Origin of the sequence: Microbacterium sp. (assembly GCF_031179285.1) — a bacterium.
Classification (GTDB): Bacteria; Actinomycetota; Actinomycetes; order Actinomycetales; family Microbacteriaceae; genus Microbacterium.
Genome location: NZ_JAPSHY010000008.1, coordinates 39,497 through 56,257 on the forward strand (window position 1 = coordinate 39,497; position 16,761 = coordinate 56,257).

General features: G+C 68.7%; 15 protein-coding genes. 10 read left to right on the top strand and 5 right to left on the bottom strand.

All coding sequences use genetic code 11. The annotated features are described in order from the left end of the window. Positions 1-40: 40 nt before the first annotated feature. Both RIN18_RS06910 and RIN18_RS06915 read left to right on the top strand, forming a co-directional pair. Positions 41-1,291 carry a CDP-glycerol glycerophosphotransferase family protein gene (locus RIN18_RS06910; RefSeq protein WP_309103220.1) on the top strand — a complete coding sequence of 417 codons (1,251 nt, stop codon included), beginning with the start codon at positions 41-43 and terminating at the stop codon, positions 1,289-1,291. Beyond that, positions 1,288-2,724, top strand: a complete 1,437-nt coding sequence (locus tag RIN18_RS06915) for a CDP-glycerol glycerophosphotransferase family protein (RefSeq protein WP_309103221.1) — start codon at positions 1,288-1,290, stop codon at positions 2,722-2,724. The genes RIN18_RS06910 and RIN18_RS06915 overlap by 4 nt, the downstream gene beginning before the upstream one ends. A 33-nt stretch (positions 2,725-2,757) precedes the next feature. Here the strand turns inward: RIN18_RS06915 and RIN18_RS06920 are convergent, their stop codons facing one another. Continuing rightward, positions 2,758-3,780 (bottom strand): glycosyltransferase family 2 protein, encoded by a 1,023-nt coding sequence (locus RIN18_RS06920; RefSeq protein WP_375163508.1) that lies wholly within the window; start codon positions 3,778-3,780, stop codon positions 2,758-2,760. A gap of 99 nt (positions 3,781-3,879) precedes the next feature. On the opposite strand from RIN18_RS06920, the gene RIN18_RS06925 reads away from it, so the two are divergent. The 7 genes from RIN18_RS06925 (at position 3,880) to RIN18_RS06955 (ending at position 11,169) form a co-directional block, all read left to right on the top strand. After that, positions 3,880-5,151, top strand: coding sequence for a CDP-glycerol glycerophosphotransferase family protein (locus RIN18_RS06925; RefSeq protein WP_309103223.1), 1,272 nt, complete (start codon positions 3,880-3,882; stop codon positions 5,149-5,151). A 23-nt stretch (positions 5,152-5,174) separates the two neighbouring features. Further along, positions 5,175-6,458, top strand: a complete 1,284-nt coding sequence (locus RIN18_RS06930; RefSeq protein WP_309103224.1) for a CDP-glycerol glycerophosphotransferase family protein — start codon at positions 5,175-5,177, stop codon at positions 6,456-6,458. A gap of 20 nt (positions 6,459-6,478) precedes the next feature. After that, positions 6,479-7,318: a biotin--[acetyl-CoA-carboxylase] ligase gene (locus tag RIN18_RS06935; protein ID WP_309103225.1), complete on the top strand. Its 840-nt coding sequence runs from the start codon at positions 6,479-6,481 to the stop codon at positions 7,316-7,318. A gap of 32 nt (positions 7,319-7,350) precedes the next feature. Beyond that, complete coding sequence (locus RIN18_RS06940; protein ID WP_375163509.1) at positions 7,351-7,887, top strand: PH domain-containing protein; 537 nt, start codon at positions 7,351-7,353, stop codon at positions 7,885-7,887. A gap of 99 nt (positions 7,888-7,986) precedes the next feature. After that, positions 7,987-9,111 (top strand): 5-(carboxyamino)imidazole ribonucleotide synthase, encoded by a 1,125-nt coding sequence (locus RIN18_RS06945; RefSeq protein ID WP_375163505.1) that lies wholly within the window; start codon positions 7,987-7,989, stop codon positions 9,109-9,111. Positions 9,112-9,253: 142 nt separating this feature from the next. Further along, positions 9,254-9,721 (top strand): 5-(carboxyamino)imidazole ribonucleotide mutase, encoded by a 468-nt coding sequence (gene purE / locus RIN18_RS06950; RefSeq protein WP_309103312.1) that lies wholly within the window; start codon positions 9,254-9,256, stop codon positions 9,719-9,721. Then, positions 9,718-11,169, top strand: a complete 1,452-nt coding sequence (locus RIN18_RS06955; protein WP_309103228.1) for an LCP family protein — start codon at positions 9,718-9,720, stop codon at positions 11,167-11,169. Before purE ends, RIN18_RS06955 begins: the two co-directional genes overlap by 4 nt. A 322-nt stretch (positions 11,170-11,491) precedes the next feature. Here RIN18_RS06955 and RIN18_RS06960 read toward each other — a convergent pair whose 3' ends face one another. After that, a complete protein-coding gene (locus RIN18_RS06960; protein ID WP_309103229.1) occupies positions 11,492-12,073 on the bottom strand; it encodes a hypothetical protein in 582 nt (193 codons plus the stop codon). Between the two features lie 143 nt (positions 12,074-12,216). Then, positions 12,217-13,980, bottom strand: coding sequence for a DUF4012 domain-containing protein (locus tag RIN18_RS06965; protein ID WP_309103230.1), 1,764 nt, complete (start codon positions 13,978-13,980; stop codon positions 12,217-12,219). Positions 13,981-14,100: 120 nt separating this feature from the next. On the opposite strand from RIN18_RS06965, the gene RIN18_RS06970 reads away from it, so the two are divergent. Continuing rightward, positions 14,101-15,174 (top strand): glycosyltransferase, encoded by a 1,074-nt coding sequence (locus RIN18_RS06970; RefSeq protein WP_309103231.1) that lies wholly within the window; start codon positions 14,101-14,103, stop codon positions 15,172-15,174. A 1-nt stretch (position 15,175) separates the two neighbouring features. On the opposite strand, the gene RIN18_RS06975 is transcribed toward RIN18_RS06970, so the two are convergent. Together RIN18_RS06975 and RIN18_RS06980 are read right to left on the bottom strand one after the other, a co-directional pair. Next, the gene (locus RIN18_RS06975) at positions 15,176-15,919 is read right to left on the bottom strand and encodes an ABC transporter ATP-binding protein (RefSeq protein WP_309103232.1); all 744 of its coding nucleotides are present in this window, start codon (positions 15,917-15,919) and stop codon (positions 15,176-15,178) included. Beyond that, a complete protein-coding gene (locus RIN18_RS06980; RefSeq protein WP_375163510.1) occupies positions 15,903-16,739 on the bottom strand; it encodes an ABC transporter permease in 837 nt (278 codons plus the stop codon). The genes RIN18_RS06975 and RIN18_RS06980 overlap by 17 nt, the downstream gene beginning before the upstream one ends. Between the last annotated feature and the right edge of the window lie 22 nt (positions 16,740-16,761).

Here is a 16,761-nt window from a genome sequence, read left to right on the forward strand (position 1 = left end):
CGCTCCCGGAAGGACGTCACCTCCGCGATAGGCTCGCGAGGTGGCGTCCTTCTCTTTCGGCTCGGGCAACGCGGCCAAGCTGCTTCGCATCCCCGTGTACGCCGTCGGACGCATTGCCACTCTTCTCGTACCGCGCGGGCGTCGGTGGGTCGTCGGCTGCGGCGCCGGAATCGGCGATGGCGCTCTCGCCCTCTGGCACGTCGCGCGTGCACAGGGTCACGACACCGTATGGCTGACCGCGTCGGCGCGGGAAGAGGCGGATGCGGCAGCACTCGGCATCCGCACGGTGCCGAAGTCGAGCATGCGCGGCTGGTGGGAGACGGCGAGGGCAGGCGTCGTGGTCGTCACCCACGGGTTCGGCGACGTCAACCGCTATGGTGTCGCCGGGGCCTTCGTGGTCCAGCTGTGGCACGGCATCCCGCTCAAGCGGATCGGCCTCGATTCGCCGGCGACGACGCAGGTGCCGAACGTGCCGGGCGCCCCGCTCCTGCGCCGCCTCGTCGGGTTGCTGTATCGTCGCGCCGCCCAGCGGATCCGAGTGCTTCCGGTCGCGTCCCATCGCTCGCGGGGCCGGCTCGAGTCCGCCTTCGGTCTCGGTGATGAGCGCGTCGTCGTCACCGGTGAGCCGCGTGTCGACGTGCTCTCGGCCGGGTCCGCAGACGAGCGCCGCGCTGCGGCATCCCACCGGCTCTCCGCGGTGATCGGCGACGTCGCCGGCTCCCGTGTGATCCTCTACGCCCCCACCTGGCGTGACGGTGCGCCGGACCCGGCCGTGCCGGACGCCGCGCAGTGGATCCGGATCGTCGGTCTGCTCGAGACGCTCGATGCCACGCTGCTGATCCGCTCGCACCCGCTCGGCGAAGGCGGATACGCTCCGCCGCTGCCCACGAAGAGGGTGCGGATGCTCGGCGCGGGTGACCTGCCGGATGTCACGCCGGTCTTGGCCGCCGTGGATCTGCTCGTCACCGACTACTCCTCGCTGGCGTTCGATGTCGGCCTGCTCGCGATGCCGGTGCTCTTCCTGGCGCCGGATGCCGCCGAGTACGCCGGCACTCGCGGGTTCTACGGTCGCTTCGAGGATGTGGCAGGTGCGGATGCCGCGCGGAACTGGGATGAGCTTCTGGCGCAGCTGGAGCGCGTCCTCAGCAACATTACCGAGTTCAGCAAGAGGTCGGAGCGGTCCGCTACGCTCAGCGCGGAGATGCACGCGTTCCGAGACGGGCGCAACGCCCTGCGGGTGTATGAGGCAATCCGCGCACGGGGTGTCCCCGCGCCGAAGGGAGCACAATGACGACGGCCCGCATCGACGAGCGCGCAGAGACGCTGATCGTCGCAGGCTCTGGTCACGCGCCGGTCAACGCTGAGCTGGTCGGAGCGCGCGCGGGGGTCGTCGGCACCATCGACGGCGATGCCGACGGTTGGGAAGCACGCTTCCCGCTGCGTGCCTCGCGCTGGGGCGGAGCCGAGTTGCCGCTCCCCGCGGGTGAGTACGAACTGCGCGTGCCCGAAGCCGCCCTGGATGACTTGGCGATCGCGCCGATCGTCCTCACAGGGCTCCGGGTGGCGCTTTCCGGCGACCGCGTGCGGATCGGACCTCCGCTCGATCCCGTGTATGAGAGCGTCGAGGGCCAGTCCACCCTGGAGGGGCGTTATCTCGCGCAGGCGGGAGCCACCGAGAACGCGGTGTTCTTCGAGAGCTTCTACGGTCAGAGCGTCGGCTGCAACCCGCGGGCGATCGACCGGGAGCTCGCGGCACAGGCGCCGGCCGTCCGGCGCTACTGGAGTGTCACCGACCTCTCGGTCGCGATCCCGGATGGCGCGATCGCGGTGGTCGAAGGCAGCCCGGAGTGGTGGCGCGCGAGGGGTGCGGCACGGCTGCTGGTGGTCAACGACTGGCTGCGACGCCGTTTCTCGCGAAAGGCCGGTCAGACCGTCCTGCAGACCTGGCACGGCACGCCTCTCAAGAGACTGGCGCTTCACCGGCCGGGCTTCGACCCGCGCCGGATGGCGGCCGTGGTGAAGGAGTCCCGCCGGTGGGATGTGCTCCTGGCGCAGAACCCCTACTCCGCCCGCATCCTCAAGAAGGCCTACGCATTCTTCGGCCGGCCGATCTGGACCGAGGGGTATCCGCGCAACGACGCGCTGCGCGGCGGCGACCCGGCGGTCGTCAGGGCGGCGCTCGGCATCCAGGCCGATGAGCGCGTGCTGCTCTACGCGCCGACGTGGCGCGACGACCGCAGTGAGATGGTCGACTTCGTCGATCCCGAACTGCTCGCCGAGCAGGCTGACGCCGTCGTGCTGGTGCGCGGCCATTCGCGAACGCTGAAGCCGGGGCGGGATCGCGCCGGCGCGCGTGTGATCGACGTGACCGGGTACCCGGAGACGGCGCAGTTGCTGCTGGCGGCGGACGGGTTGATCACCGACTACTCCTCGGTGATGTTCGACTTCAGCGTCACGGGCAAGCCGATGTACTTCCTGGTGCCCGACCTCGATCACTACCGTGGTGAGCTCCGTGGCTTCTACTTCGACCTCGCCGAGCGGGCACCGGGCCCGCTGGTGCACAATCAGGAAGAGCTGGCCGCCGCCCTCGCGGACGCCGGCCACGAGCAACGCTATGCCGAGCGGTATGCCGCGTGGCGCGCGCAGTTCAACACCCGCGACGACGGTCATGCAGCGCAGCGCGTCGTCGCACGCATCCTCGATCAGGGCTTCGTCACCCGCTGACGCGAGCGAGACGCACCCGCGACCACCCGTCGGTCAGGGCAGCGGCGTGTTCCGGTCGCCGAGCCGGGAGGCGTCGACCGTGTCGCCGGCTCCGCGCATCACTCCCGCGACGAAGCCGATCCCCCAGGAGAGATGCATGGTCGGCAGCACCAGCAGGGTCCAGAGGCGCTGGCGGATGCGGCCACCGCCGGGAGCCAGGGCGACCGCCAGCACCAGCACCGCGTAGGCGGCGATCGGAACATAGATCAACGACGACAGCAGAGCGGCGAGTCCCCGCAGCAGTCCGGCGGCCTGGAGCGCGGCGATCACGAGCGCTGCGGCGAACAGCAGCACGAGCACGGGAGGCGCGAAGTAGCGAAGACTGTTCCGGCGGCCGAAACGGCGTACGAGCTCGCCGCGCCAGGCACCGGTGGCGCGGAACTGCCGCGCCAGGCGCCACCAGCTCTCCCGCGGCCAGTAGGTCACCGACAGCTTCGGGTCGAACCACACCAGATGGCCGGCCTGACGGATGCGCAGGTTCAGCTCCCAGTCCTCGCCCCGGCGAATGGACTCGTCGAACAGGCCGACCTCGTCGAGCACCTCCCGACGCATGACACCGAGATAGGCCGACTCCGCCTCGCCCTCCTGGCCGCCGCCGTGGTACGCCCCGCCGCCGAGGCCGACGGGGGAGTTGTACAGCCGAGCCACGGCTCGCTGGAACGGCGTTCGCCCGTCGGCGCGCATGACGCCCCCGACGTTGGCGGCGCCGGTGCGCTCCAGCGTCTGAAGCGCGCGCGCCGCATAGCCCGGCGCGAGTTCGGAATGCGCGTCGACTCGGATGATCGTCGAGTATCGACTCGCTCGGATGGCGGCATTCAGGCCGACGGGGATGTGAGCTGCCGGATTGTCGACGAGCCGGATGCGGTCGTCTCCGGCGGCGAGCCCGCGGGCGAGTTCCGTGGTGCCGTCCGTCGAGGGACCGAGGGCGAGCACCAGTTCGGAGGGGCCGTCGAGCTGCTGCGCGAGCACCGATGCGACGGCGTGTTCGAGATAAGCGTGCTCGTTCAGCACCGGCATGACGAACGAGACGCCGGACGGCAGCGCTGCGGATTCCTTGTCATGCACTCGTCGATCATGTCACGGCGACCTCGGAGGTTCGGTGATTAGCGTGGGGGCGTGGGCATCATGGCGGATTCGAACAAGGCGTATCGCCTGCTCCGACGCGCTGTCTCGTCGCGCGCGACCGCGCGGCGCGTTCGTCGTCGTGTCGAGGTGCACGAGCGCGGTCGCTTCCGGATCGCGGTGTACTTCGCCGACTCGGCCGTGAACATGTACCAGGTACGGCAGTGGTATCGGCCGCTGGCCGGCATCGCAGAGCGGTGGCCTGTCGTCGTGCTCGCGCGATCCGCCAGGGGCGCGACCGCTCTTCTCGACGACGGCGCGCTTCCGGTGGCCTTCGTGCCGAAGATCAGCGAACTCGAGCAGTATCTCGCATCGCAGGACATCCGGATCGTCCTCTACGTGAATCAGAACACTCGCAATTTCCAGATGTTCCGTTATGCGGGCCGCTGGCATGTGTTCATCAATCACGGCGAGTCCGACAAGATCTACATGTCGAGCAATCAGTACAAGGCGTACGACTACGCACTGGTGGCGGGCCAGGCTGCGAGGGACCGTCTGTCACGGGCGCTGTGGGACTACGACGTCGACCGGCGCACGCTCATGATCGGCCGGCCGCAGGCGGATCACTATCTCGCCGCGGCGCCGGCACCCGGCGACGAGCGCACGGTCGTGCTGTATGCACCCACGTGGGAGGGCGATCGCGAATCGATGAGCTACGGCTCGATCCTCACCCACGGCGAGCGGATCGCTCGGGAGCTCCTCAGCTCCGGACGGCATCGCCTCATCTACCGACCGCATCCCCGCAGCGGAGTCATCGACGACGCGTACGGCGCTGCGAGTGAGCGCATCATCGCCGCGATCGCGGCCGCCAACGCCGCAGACCCGGCGGCGCGCCACGTCCACGACGACGGTCCCGAGATCGGCTGGCAGCTCGCATCGGCCGATGTGGCGATCCTCGACATCTCAGCGATGATCTACGACCGGCTCGCGGTCGGCCGGCCGCTGCTGATCACGCGACCGGTGAACCCGATGGCCGAGATCGATCAGGACGGCTTCCTCTCGGACTGCGAGTGGCTGACGGCGGATGCCGCGCGCGATGTGATCGCCGAGGTCGACCGTGTTCGTGACGACGACGCTGCTCTCGCGCGGCTTCGCCGCTGGGTGACGCACTATTTCGGAGACACCAGCCCTGGCGTCGCGACCGCGAAGTTCCACGCGGCACTGGAGCATCTGATGGGCGAATGGGAAGCGTGGCATGCGGGTGCGACGGCCGCTGGTCCGGAGGGGCGGCCGACGGGAACGGGCCCGCACAGGCCGGAAGCCTGAGCACCGTCACGTATCCTGGAGGGATGGGTGCGGTCTCGGATGCGAAGAAGGCATATCGGCTTCTGCGCCGCGCAATCGCATCCCGGGCCGCCGTGCAGCGGGTGCGTCAGCGCATCGAAGCCGACGGCCCGCTTCCGCTCGATCACTACCGGGTGGCGGTGTACTTCGCCGACGGCGCGGTGAACATGTATCAGATGCGCCAGTGGTACCGGCCGCTCGCCGAGCTCGCGAAACGCTGGCCCGTGGTCGTCATCTCACGCAATGCGACGGGCGCGGAGAAGCTCCTCGAAGAGGGCCCGCTCCCGGTGGCGTTCACGCCGACCGTGCGCGACGTCGAGAGGTTCGTCGCGACGCAGGACATCCGCATCGTCCTGTACGTCAATCAGAACACCCGCAACTTCCAGATGTTCCGTTACGGGCGTCGCTGGCACGTGTTCATCAACCACGGCGAGTCCGACAAGATGTACATGACCACCAACCAGTACAAGGCGTACGACTACGCGCTCGTCGCCGGTCAGGCTGCACGCGACAGGCTGTCGCGCGTGCTCTGGGACTACGACGTCGATCGCCGTGCGATCGAGATCGGTCGTCCGCAGGCCGACCACTACTCCGGCACGCTGCCGTACACGCCCGACGAGCGCACGGTGATCCTCTACGCGCCGACCTGGGAGGGGGACCGCCCGAGCGCTCACTACGGCTCGATCGCCACCCACGGGGAGGCGCTCGTGAATGCGCTGCTCGCCACCGGCAGGCACCGCGTGATCTACCGCCCCCATCCACGAAGCGGCGTCGTGGACGATGAGTACGGAGCCGCGCACCGCCGCATCATCGCGGCGATCGACGCCGCCAACGCCGCGGATGCCGCAGCTCAGCACGTCTTCGACGACGGACCGGAGCTCGGCTGGCAGCTGGCAGCCGCCGATGTCGCCGTGGTCGACATCTCGGCCATGGTCTACGACCGCCTGGCCGCAGGCAAGCCCCTCATGATCACCCGCCCTGCCGACGAACGCGCGACGATCGACACCAACGGCTACCTCTCCGACTGCGAATGGCTGACCGTCGACTCCGCGGGCGACATCGTCGCCGAGGTCGAGCGCGTTCGCGCCGACGAGGTCGCCATCGCGCGCCTTCGGATGTGGGTCCAGCACTACTTCGGCGATACCACCCAGGGCGTCGCCACCACCAAGTTCCACGGCGCGATCGATCAGCTCATGCAGGAGTGGGATCGCTGGCACGCGCACGAGATGGGCGCGATCCGCACCGACGAAGACGACGATGATGACGAGGTCGACGAGGAGGAGCTGTAGGTTCGCCCTGCGATCCCATCATGGACTTCCCCCGAGCGCGTGCCGCTGCCGCGAGACTCGACGTGCTTGCACAGACCGGTTCGACGAATGCTGACCTGCGTTCACACGCCGACGATCCGGCGGACTGGCCCCACCTGTCGGTGCTGATGACCGCGAATCAGACGGCGGGACGCGGGCGCCTCGACCGCACCTGGGTGGCGCCACCCGGCGCGTCGCTCGCGGTCTCGGTTCTGGTGCGAGAACTGCCCGCATCGCCCGATGCCCGCGGATGGATCCCGCTCGCTGCGGGGGAGGCGATGGCCGGGGCGATCGCGGCTCAGCTGCCGGGGTTGAGCGTCGGCGTGAAGTGGCCGAACGACGTGCTCGCGGGCGACGGGTCCGACGCAGCACGGAAGATCTGCGGCATCCTCGCCGAGGTCGCCGGCAACGCGATCATCGTGGGCAGCGGCGTGAACACCGCCATGGCAGCGGAGCAGCTGCCGGTGCCCGGAGCGACATCGTTCGCGGTGCTGGGCGCGGACGTGGATCAGGACCGTCTCATCGCCGACTATCTGAAGTCCTTCGACGCTCACCTCTCGGCGCTCGCCGCGGCGGATGACGCTGTGCTGAGCGGCCTGCACGCCCTGGTGACGGCGCGATGCGTCACCCTGGGGCTCGATGTGCGCGTTTCACTGCCGGGCGACCGCACCATGGAGGGCACGGCCTCGAGGCTCGACGCCGGCGGCCGATTGATGGTGGTGGTCGACGGCGCCGAACACCCGATCTCGGCGGGCGACGTGGTGCACGTGCGTCCGATCGACTCTGACACGCCCGGCGCGCCGCCCGGGATGTCGGCGGGCGCGGGCACAATAGAGGGGTGACTCAGCCCGTGACGCTCGGAGGCCGGCCCATGATGCCGCCGCCCGGCGCGCCGGCCGAGGAGCTGCTCATCGCCCGCTTCCACAGTCACGCGCGTCGGCTGTTCTGGTCGGCTCTGGTGCTCATCGCGGTCTTCGGCGGAACCGCCTACCTCTACGGCAACCTGCCGGCTCCATTCGAGGACTGGATGCTGCTCGGCGCTGCGGCGCTCGCGGTCCTGCTCCTCGTCGTCGTGCCCTATATCGCCTGGTTGTCGCGCACGGTCACCATCACCACGCGCCGCGTGATCGTCAGGCAGGGGCTCGGCGCGACACGCCGCCGCGAGCTCTCGCACGCCCGCGGGTATTCGATCGCCGTCCGACGCAGCATCCTGCAGCGGATGTGGGGGGCGGGTACGATCACCCTCTCCAACGGCGTCGATGCGCCGTTGCGACTGGCGAACATCCCCCAGGTCACCCTGGTGCACGAGACACTGGCCGACCAGATAGAAGTCAGCCAGATCCTCGCGCACCGCGACGCGCAGTCGGGAACAGACACGTTCTCGGGTGCCGACGCCTTCAGCGACACCTGAGTGTCTTGAGGCGGGAGCGCCTCGGGCCACCATGCGAGCGTCGTCGTCGTCGGGCGCGGGCCCGATGCGGGACAATGGAATCGACGAATGGAGCGGCATATGACGTTGCGTGTGGGCGTGATCGGCGGCGGACAGCTGGCCAGGATGATGATCGCTCCGGCGGTCGAACTGGGGATCGAGTTGAGGGTGCTCGCCGAGGACGAGGGGATGTCGGCGCAGCTCGCGGCCACCGCGATCGGCGACTACCGCGACCTCGAGACGGTTCGCGCCTTCGCCCGCGACGTCGATGTGGTGACCTTCGACCATGAGCACGTGCCGCAGCAGGTGCTGCGCGCGCTCGCCGCCGACGGCGTGGCCGTGCATCCGGGGCCCGATGCGCTGCAGTTCGCGCAGGACAAGCTCGTCATGCGTGCGCGGCTCGCCGAGCTCGGCATCCCGCAACCGGAATGGGCGGCTGTTCGCGACGTCGACGAGCTGCAGCGGTTCCTCGACGAACACGGCGGTCGCGCCGTGGTGAAGACACCGCGCGGCGGATACGACGGTAAAGGCGTTCGCGTGGTCCGAGCAGGCGTCGAGGCGGCGGATTGGTTCGCGGGCCTCGATGACGGCGACGCGCTGCTCGTGGAGGAGCTGGTCTCGTTCGTCCGAGAGCTCGCGCAGCAGGTGGCGCGCCGTCCCAGTGGACAGATGGTCGCGTACCCGGTGGTCGAGACGGTGCAGCGCGACGGCGTCTGCGCCGAGGTGATCGCGCCGGCACCGGCGGCGCCCGAGCGTCTGTCGCAGATGGCCGAGGGGATCGGCCGGATGATCGCCGACGGCCTCGGTGTCACCGGGATGCTGGCGGTCGAGCTCTTCGAGACCGACGACGAGCGGATCCTCGTGAACGAGCTGGCCATGCGGCCCCATAACAGCGGCCACTGGAGCCAGGACGGCGCGGTGACCGGCCAGTTCGAGCAGCACCTGCGGGCCGTGGCCGACCTGCCGCTGGGCGACCCGAGCCCGCGTGCACCGTGGTCGGTGATGGTCAACATCCTCGGAGGACCCGCGGCAGGCACGCTCGAGGAGCGCTTCGCCGTCGCGATGAGTGAGCATCCGACCGCGAAGATCCACACCTACGGCAAAGCTCCTCGCCCCGGACGCAAGGTCGGCCATGTGAACGTCGCGGGCGACGACCTCGATGACGTGGTCTACGTCGCCCGCGCCGCCGCCGTGCACTTCGACTGAGGCCGCGGGCGACGCATTCCGGCGCGCGCGCCCGAGCCTGACGATGTGCGTGCCGTTCGGGGGTTCTCACAGTCCCAGCCCCTAGCCTGAGAAGGTGACTGAGCCTCTGCACTCCTCCGCAGCCCCCCTCGTCGGCGTCGTCATGGGGTCGGACTCCGACTGGCGCGTGATGAGCGACGCCTCCCAGGCGCTCACGGACTTCGGCATCCCGCACGAGGTCGAGGTCGTCTCCGCTCACCGGACGCCCGACAAGCTGATGCGTTACGCGCGTGACGCGCGCGGACGCGGCATCCGCGTCATCATCGCGGGGGCCGGGGGAGCAGCGCACCTGCCGGGCATGCTCGCCTCGATGACGGCGCTGCCCGTCATCGGAGTGCCGGTGCCGCTGGCCTACCTCGACGGAATGGACTCCCTGCTGTCGATCGTGCAGATGCCGGCCGGCATCCCCGTCGCCACCGTGTCCATCGCCGGGGCTCGCAACGCCGGCATCCTGGCCGCACGGATCCTCGGCACATCCGACGCCGACCTCGCTGACCGGGTCGAGGCGTATGCGCGTGACCTCGAGACACAGGTCGACGCCAAGAACGATCGGCTGAAGGAGTCCCTGTGACCCTCGCGCCGCCGCGGGCGTCGGGGCGCCGGCTCATCGAAACCCGCCCCATGCGGAATCCGGATGCGGCCGACGCGGGCCTCATGACCAAGCGCGGGTGGTGGCTCGTGCTGCTGAACGTGCTCGTCCCGGGGTCGGCGCAGATCCTGGCAGGCCGTCGGCGGCTGGGCAGGTTCGGTCTCGGCGCCACGCTGATCGCCTGGCTGCTCGTGATCGCCACCATCGGACTGGCCCTGTTCGCGCGCCCCGTCCTGCTGTGGCTGACCGTCGGCGCGGGATGGTTCTCCGCCGTGGTGCTCACCATCGTCCAGGTCGCCATGGTGGGCTATGCCGTGCTCTGGCTGATCCTCACCCTCGACGCGATCCGGCTGGTGCGACTGGTCAAGGTGCCGGGGCCATCACGCTTCGCCATTCCGCTGGTCGCGCTCCTGGTGTTCGCCCTGATCGGCAGTGGCACCGCGTACGCGGCCTCTGCCGTGGGGTCCGTGCGCAGCACACTCGGTCAGGTGTTCGGTAGCAGCGGTCCGAGTCTCCCGCCCGACGACGGCTACTACAACATCCTGCTTCTCGGTGCAGACAGCGGCGAAGGTCGCGACTCCATGCGGTTCGACAGCATCTCGGTCGTCTCCGTGAACGCCGAATCCGGCGCGGTGACGATCACCGGCATCCCGCGCGAGCTCCCGAACGCACCGTTCGGCGAGGGGAGTCCGATGCTGGAGCTGTATCCGAACGGCTTCGAGGGGCACTCGTCGTCGACGTGCGGCTGGAACGGGTGGATGAACCACATTCGAAACGCGGCGCAGCTCTGCCGGGAGGACGGCGGTTCCGGGCTCTATCCCGATGCCGCAGCCCATGGGTCAGAACCCGGGATCGAAGCGACGAAGGATGCTGCCGAGGGTGTGCTCGGGATCAAGATCCCGTACTACGTCTTCGTCGACATGCAGGGCTTCGCTGCGCTCATCGACGCGCTCGGGGGAGTCGACATCAACGTGACCGAGCGGTTGCCGATGGGCGGCGGACCGGCGTACCCCGGTCAGCCGGCCGAGGAGTGGGCGATCGGGTGGATCGAACCCGGTCAGCAGCACATGAACGGCGACACCGCGCAGTGGTATGCACGGTCGCGGTACACCACCAGTGACTGGGATCGCATGAAGCGGCAGCGCGAGCTGCAGCAGGCGATCCTGGCGCAGTTCACACCGGAGACGGTGCTCACCCGCTTCAACGAGGTCGCCGCCGCGGGAACTGCGCTCATCGACACCGATCTTCCGCAGGACAAGCTGCCGGAATTCTTCGATCTCGTCCTCAAGGCGCAGAAGGAGCCGGTGACGACCCTCGAGCTGACGCCGGAGTTCGGCATCGACGAGCACGAGCCTGACTTCGCCTACGTGCACGAGATGATCCAGCAGGCTCTGCACCCGCCGACGCCGACGGCGACGCCCTCGCCGTAGGCGTCGGCGTTCGGCCCGCGGGCAAGCTTTTCCGCCGGGCGCGCCTTTCCGCCTCGCGGTTGCCCTCGGCCGGGCGGTACTTTCCGCCGTGCGGTCCGTTCCGCCGGGCGGTTGTCCTCCGCCGGGCGCTCTGTCGGCTGGCGGGCGGTCGGCCTGATCGGTTCGTGTCCGCGGGCATGAAACAGCCCGCAGCAGTTCACCGGGCTTCAACAGTGACTGCTGCGGGCTTCCGGTGTGTCACCGGATTCACCAGACGACGGTGATCGGAGGGGGAGGAGATCACCGTCGTCCAGTCGACCGCCGCGAAAGCGACGATCTGACCTCAGGCGCGCTTGCGCCGTGCCGCTCCCGCGACCACGAATGCTCCGCCGGCGGCGAGGGCGAGCGCTCCGCCCCCGAGGATCCACGGCGAGACGGCGCCACCCGTGAGGGCGAGTTCCATTCCGTCACCGGTCAGCGGAAGCTCGGTGCCCGCGACGGCAGGATCGTGATCGCAGCTCACTGCGGCGTCGTGCCCGTGAGACACCGTGATCGTCGCGGTGTACGAACGCGAACCGTTGAACGCGACGGCGTACGACCCTTCGCCGTCGGACGGCGGCCGGAACGTGAGCACCAGGCTGCCGTCGGCCGCCGCGGTGTTGCCCGAGACGGACGAGCCGTCGGCATTGAGACCCGAGACTGATACGGCCACCTGCTCGGACGGCAGGAAGTAGCCTGCCCCGAAGACGATGGTCGAGACCTCGCAGATGTCGATGATCGGATCGCCGACTTTCACGCGAGGAGGCTCGGCGTACGAGCCTGATTCCGTCGTGACGGACTCAATCGGAGCGGCGGTGGCGACGGACGGTGCCATGAGCACCAAAGCGCCAGCGGTCAGGCTGATGACAGCCAATTTTTTCAGCATGATCTTCCCCAGAAATTCACGCGGAATCGCACCCGAACACACCCCTGCATTCGACTGCGTGGGCTCTTCTTGCCCCCACGGCAAGATAAGTGAACCCAGATATTCCCCAGTAGGGATGACAGTACCGCATCCTCAGCGCAAAGTCACGATGCGCAGCGCATTTCTTTCCGATCGATGTCGGGCGAGTCGATCATCGGGGTGCGCTGCACGCTGGTGAGGCGCGAACCCGCGCCGCCGCCGGTGAACTCCACCGTGATCGTCGTCGATTCCCCCGGGGCGAGGAGCACTTCGTGCTGCACGACGGTGCGTGAGCCGAGAAGCGTCGTCTGCACGCCCTCCTCGGCGCCGTCGCGATCGATGTGCGACGGCAGCGCATCTTCGGGACCGTAGACCGCGACCAGCGTCCGGACGGAGCCCGGGGGCACTCCGTAATAGCCACCGGCGGTCACGTACGGCGGAAGAGACGTCCCGGCGTCCGCCGGTGCCGTGTTGGTCCAGGTGACCTGCACCTGTGTCGTGGGTTCGCCGTCGCACACGCCGACGGACGTCGAGATGGCAGCGTCGGTGTAGTAGTCCATCTTGCCGCCGGTGGTGTCGTTGACGAGGACGCCGACATACGCGCCGCTCTCACCGTCGCGCGGCAGGGCGCCGCCGAGCGTGCTCGCGGCCAGCAGCTCCTGCTCGGCGGGGTGCGCGCTCCAGATGCGGATGCGGTTCTCCGCTGCGGATTCGGCCAGGGCGCCGACGAGGGCCTCGGGCTCGGCGGCGGAGAGGGCAGCCCCCAGCAGAGCGGACGCCGCCTGGGCGAAGATCTGGTCCTGGACGACGGGATCCGGCACGGCGGCGTAGATCTCCGAGAGGAGCGTGCCGACCACGTTGTCCTCGTCGACGGTGAAGGGTCCGAAGGCGAGCGGTCCGGTCGCGGCGAGCAGATGCTTCGTCACGACGGCGTCCACCGCGATGACGCCGTCGACCTTTCCGCCGAAGCGGCCCTCCCATCGCGCGGCGATGGTGGGACCCGCCTCGGTGAAGTCGGGGATGCTGGTGATGTTCTGCAGGTAGCGGCCAGGTCCGTCCTCGAACAGGGCGAGCGTCGACTCGCTGAGAGGGAGCGGCGCGTCCAACGGCGGGAAGTCCATGACCGAGCCCTGCTGCTGGAGAGTGATGCTGCCGTTCTCGGCGTGCAGCAGCGCGATCGCGCCGATGATCCCGCCTGAGGAGCGCAGTTCGGCGTTGTTCTGCATGGCGATCACGTAGGTGCGCGGGCCCTCGGCGCCGAGCATGGTGGGCAGCAGCACCGATGCTCCGTGCAGCGTGCCGACCACGGTGGCGGCCTCGGTGAGCACGCCACGCATCTCACGCACCGCGTCGGCGAGCGGAGGCAGCGTGGCGTCCGCGTCGATCTGCAGCGCGCGGTCCTCGGCCGACGACAGGGTCGCGCTCGCCTGCGAGAGCGGTTCCTGGATGGCCGCGAACGGCGCGAGATCGATGGTGCCGCCGGCGAAGCCGAGGCTGGCGAGGTCGAGGCCCTCCGCCGCGCCCAGGACCGGCGTGAGAGCATCGGCCGCGATGTCGTCGGCGATGGCCGCGACGTCACCGACCGCGGTGAAGTTCGGACCCAGCCACGGGACGAACCCGAATGCGCGCCAGATCGGGTCGGAGGTGAGGTCGTGGGCGGCCGCGGCGTTGGTCCCGATGCGCGCGGCGAGCCGCGTCGCCCGCTCGAGATCTCCTTCGCCGATCGCGGCCTTGAGCTGGGCGGATTTCTGAGCGACCTGCTGCAGTTCGGTCACGGCACCGATCCCGCGGATGGTCACCCAGCCGATCGCGAGGATCAGGAGCGTGATGACGATGCCGACTGTCCAGCCGATCCATCGTCGCCGCACCGGCAGGCGTCCGTCGCTCATCCCAGCATTCAAGCATGAGAGGGTCGGCATCGGTGGCCAAGCTGTGCAACGGCTGACATTCCCGCCCTCGCCGTCGCGCGCTTCCGGGCAGCGCGCGGGCGCCGGGCTACCCTGAGATGCATGGGTGTTCGGCTTCGCGTGGTCCTCGATCAGCTCGTGCATGTGGCCGACGCCGATCAGGCAGCGGCGTCCGCCGACCTCACCGTCGGGCTGGTGGCCACGGCACCCTCCGGCTGCGGAGTCGATGCGATCGTGCCGTCGGGTGCACCGGTCGCGGTGCCGGGCGTCGGCGAGGTGCGCAGGCTCGGACTCGCCCGACGAGAGCTTGCAGCATCATGGCAGCTGGGGATCGCTCCGGGTGTCGGCGGCGGTCTCATCCACTCGCCGACCCTGATGGCGCCGCTGGTGCGGCACGACAAGGTGCACGATCACGATCAGACCACGGTGACCCTGTGGGATCTGACCGCCTGGGAAGCGCCTCAGGCGATGTCGAAAGCCGCGGTCGGCTGGCATCGCGGGATGCTGCGCCGGGCCGTCAAGCACGCCGATGCCGTGGTCGTCCCCTCGCATGCTTTCGCCGACCGGCTGAAGGACTTCGCCAAGCTGGGGGAGCGGGTGCGTGTGATCTCCGGAGCGCCGCCCTCCGGCTTCGCGGTTCCGCTCGATGCGGCGGCCCGGCGCGCCGCGCTGTCGCTGCCCGAGAAGTACATCGTCCTCGTCGGTACCCCTGACACGCTGGCGGAGGGCTTCCGCGGAGTGGCGGCAGCGGGCACGGATGCCGTGGTCCTCGACGCGCCGGAGGGATCGGAGCCGCGGGTCGCGGAGATCGCCTCGGCGGCCGGGCTCGCCGAGCACCGGGCGCATGTGCGCGGTTCGCTGTCTCCGGACGATCGCGCCGCGGTGCTCGCAGGAGCGTCTGCGTTCGTGTCGACGAGTCCGTTTGCGGCGTGGCCGTGGCGAGCGCTCGAGGCGATGGCGCTCGGCGTTCCGCTCGTCGCGGTCGACAGCGGAGTGCACCGCGACATCATCGCCGAGGGCGGGATGCTGGTCGCGCCGGGTGACCTCCCCGAAGCAATCGCACACGCCGTCGGCGACGGGGCGAAGCGGCTGCGCGTGCTGGGACCGGATCGCGCGAAGGCGTTCTCGTGGGCCGGGGCGGCCGAGCGGGTGTGGGCACTGCACGCCGAGTTGTGAACTATGCCCGCATCGTCTCCACGGCGTCCTTGCTGGCGCCATCGAAGCGGACCTTGCCCTTCTGCAGCAGAATCCCGCGCTCGCAGAGGTCGGAGACCATGTTGAGGTCGTGACTCACGACCACCAAGGTCTTGCCTTGGCTGTGCATCTCGCGCACGCGGGCGATGCACTTCTTCTGGAACGGCTCGTCCCCGACGGAAAGGATCTCGTCGATCAACAGGATGTCCATCTCGGTGTGAATCGCGACGGAGAAAGCCAGGCGCAGGAACATCCCAGACGAATAGTGCTTGACCTCGGTGTCTATGAACTGCTCGATCTCGCTGAAGGCGACGATTTCCTCGTACCGCGCCTCGGTCTCCTTCCTGCTCATGCCGAGGATCGCAGCGTTGAGGAAGATGTTCTCGCGACCCGATAGGTCCGGGTGGAAGCCCGCCCCGACCTCGATCAGGCCGGCGACGCGCCCTCGAGTGAGGACGGATCCCGAGTCCGGAGTCAGCACGCCTGAGATCAACTTCAACATCGTCGACTTGCCCGAGCCGTTGAATCCGAGCAGAGCCACAGATTCGCCCGCGCCGATCTCGAATGACACTCCGTCCAGAGCATGGAAATCGGTCGTGAGCGGCTTGCGGCGGATCGCCGCGAGTGCCGTCTCCTTGATGGAGTGCGTGTGCCGAAGCTTGAAGCTCTTGTGCACATCGTCGACGAGGATCCGCGGCAGCTCCGCGGGATTAGAGGTCTTGGGCAAAGCGACCCTCCAGGCGGCGGAAGACGAGCTGGCCGATGACCAGCGCGATGAGTGATGTCAGGAGAGCAATGAGGCCGTACGTCCAGATATCAGGCAGGACAGTCGCGTCGTGTGGGCCGAGTGGAAACCAGATGCCGTAGTGGAATAGCTCGACGGCCGCTGTGATCGGGTTGAGCCGGTAGAGAACGAAAAGCCACTCCGGCACCGCATTCGCGACCTGAGTCCACTCGTACATCACCGGCGACGCCCAGATGGCGACCATCACGATGATCTCGACGAAGCTCTGCGCGTCGCGGAAGGTCACGTTGATCGAGCCGAAGAACAATCCGAGGCCGCTGGCGAGGACGGCGACGATCAGCAGTGCCAGGAAGATCGCCCCCAGGGAGAGCAGGCTCGGAATCCAGCCGAAGAGCAATGCGATCACGACGACGACAATGATCTGCGGAACTGTGTTCACCGCCGCGATGAGCATGCTCGCCACCGGGAACATCTCGCGGGGGAGATAGATCTTCTTGATCAGCGCGGCGTTGTCGACGAGCGATCGGGTTCCGTTCGAGAACGCCTCGTTGAAGAACGTGACGACGGTGATGCCGGCGAGCAGGTACAGCGGAAAGAAATCGACGCGGGCGTTCATACCGAGGAACACACCGATGGCGACGTAGAACACAACGAACTGAACGAGTGGCTTCACATAGGACCAAAGCCAGCCGAAGATCGAACCGCGGTAGCGGATCTGCACTTCTTTGCGAACGATCAGCGAAAGGAGATGTCGTTGGCGGAAGACCTCGAGCAGTCCCCGGTTGCCGCCGGGCGTCGACATCCTCTGGTCGCTGAGCGTGCGA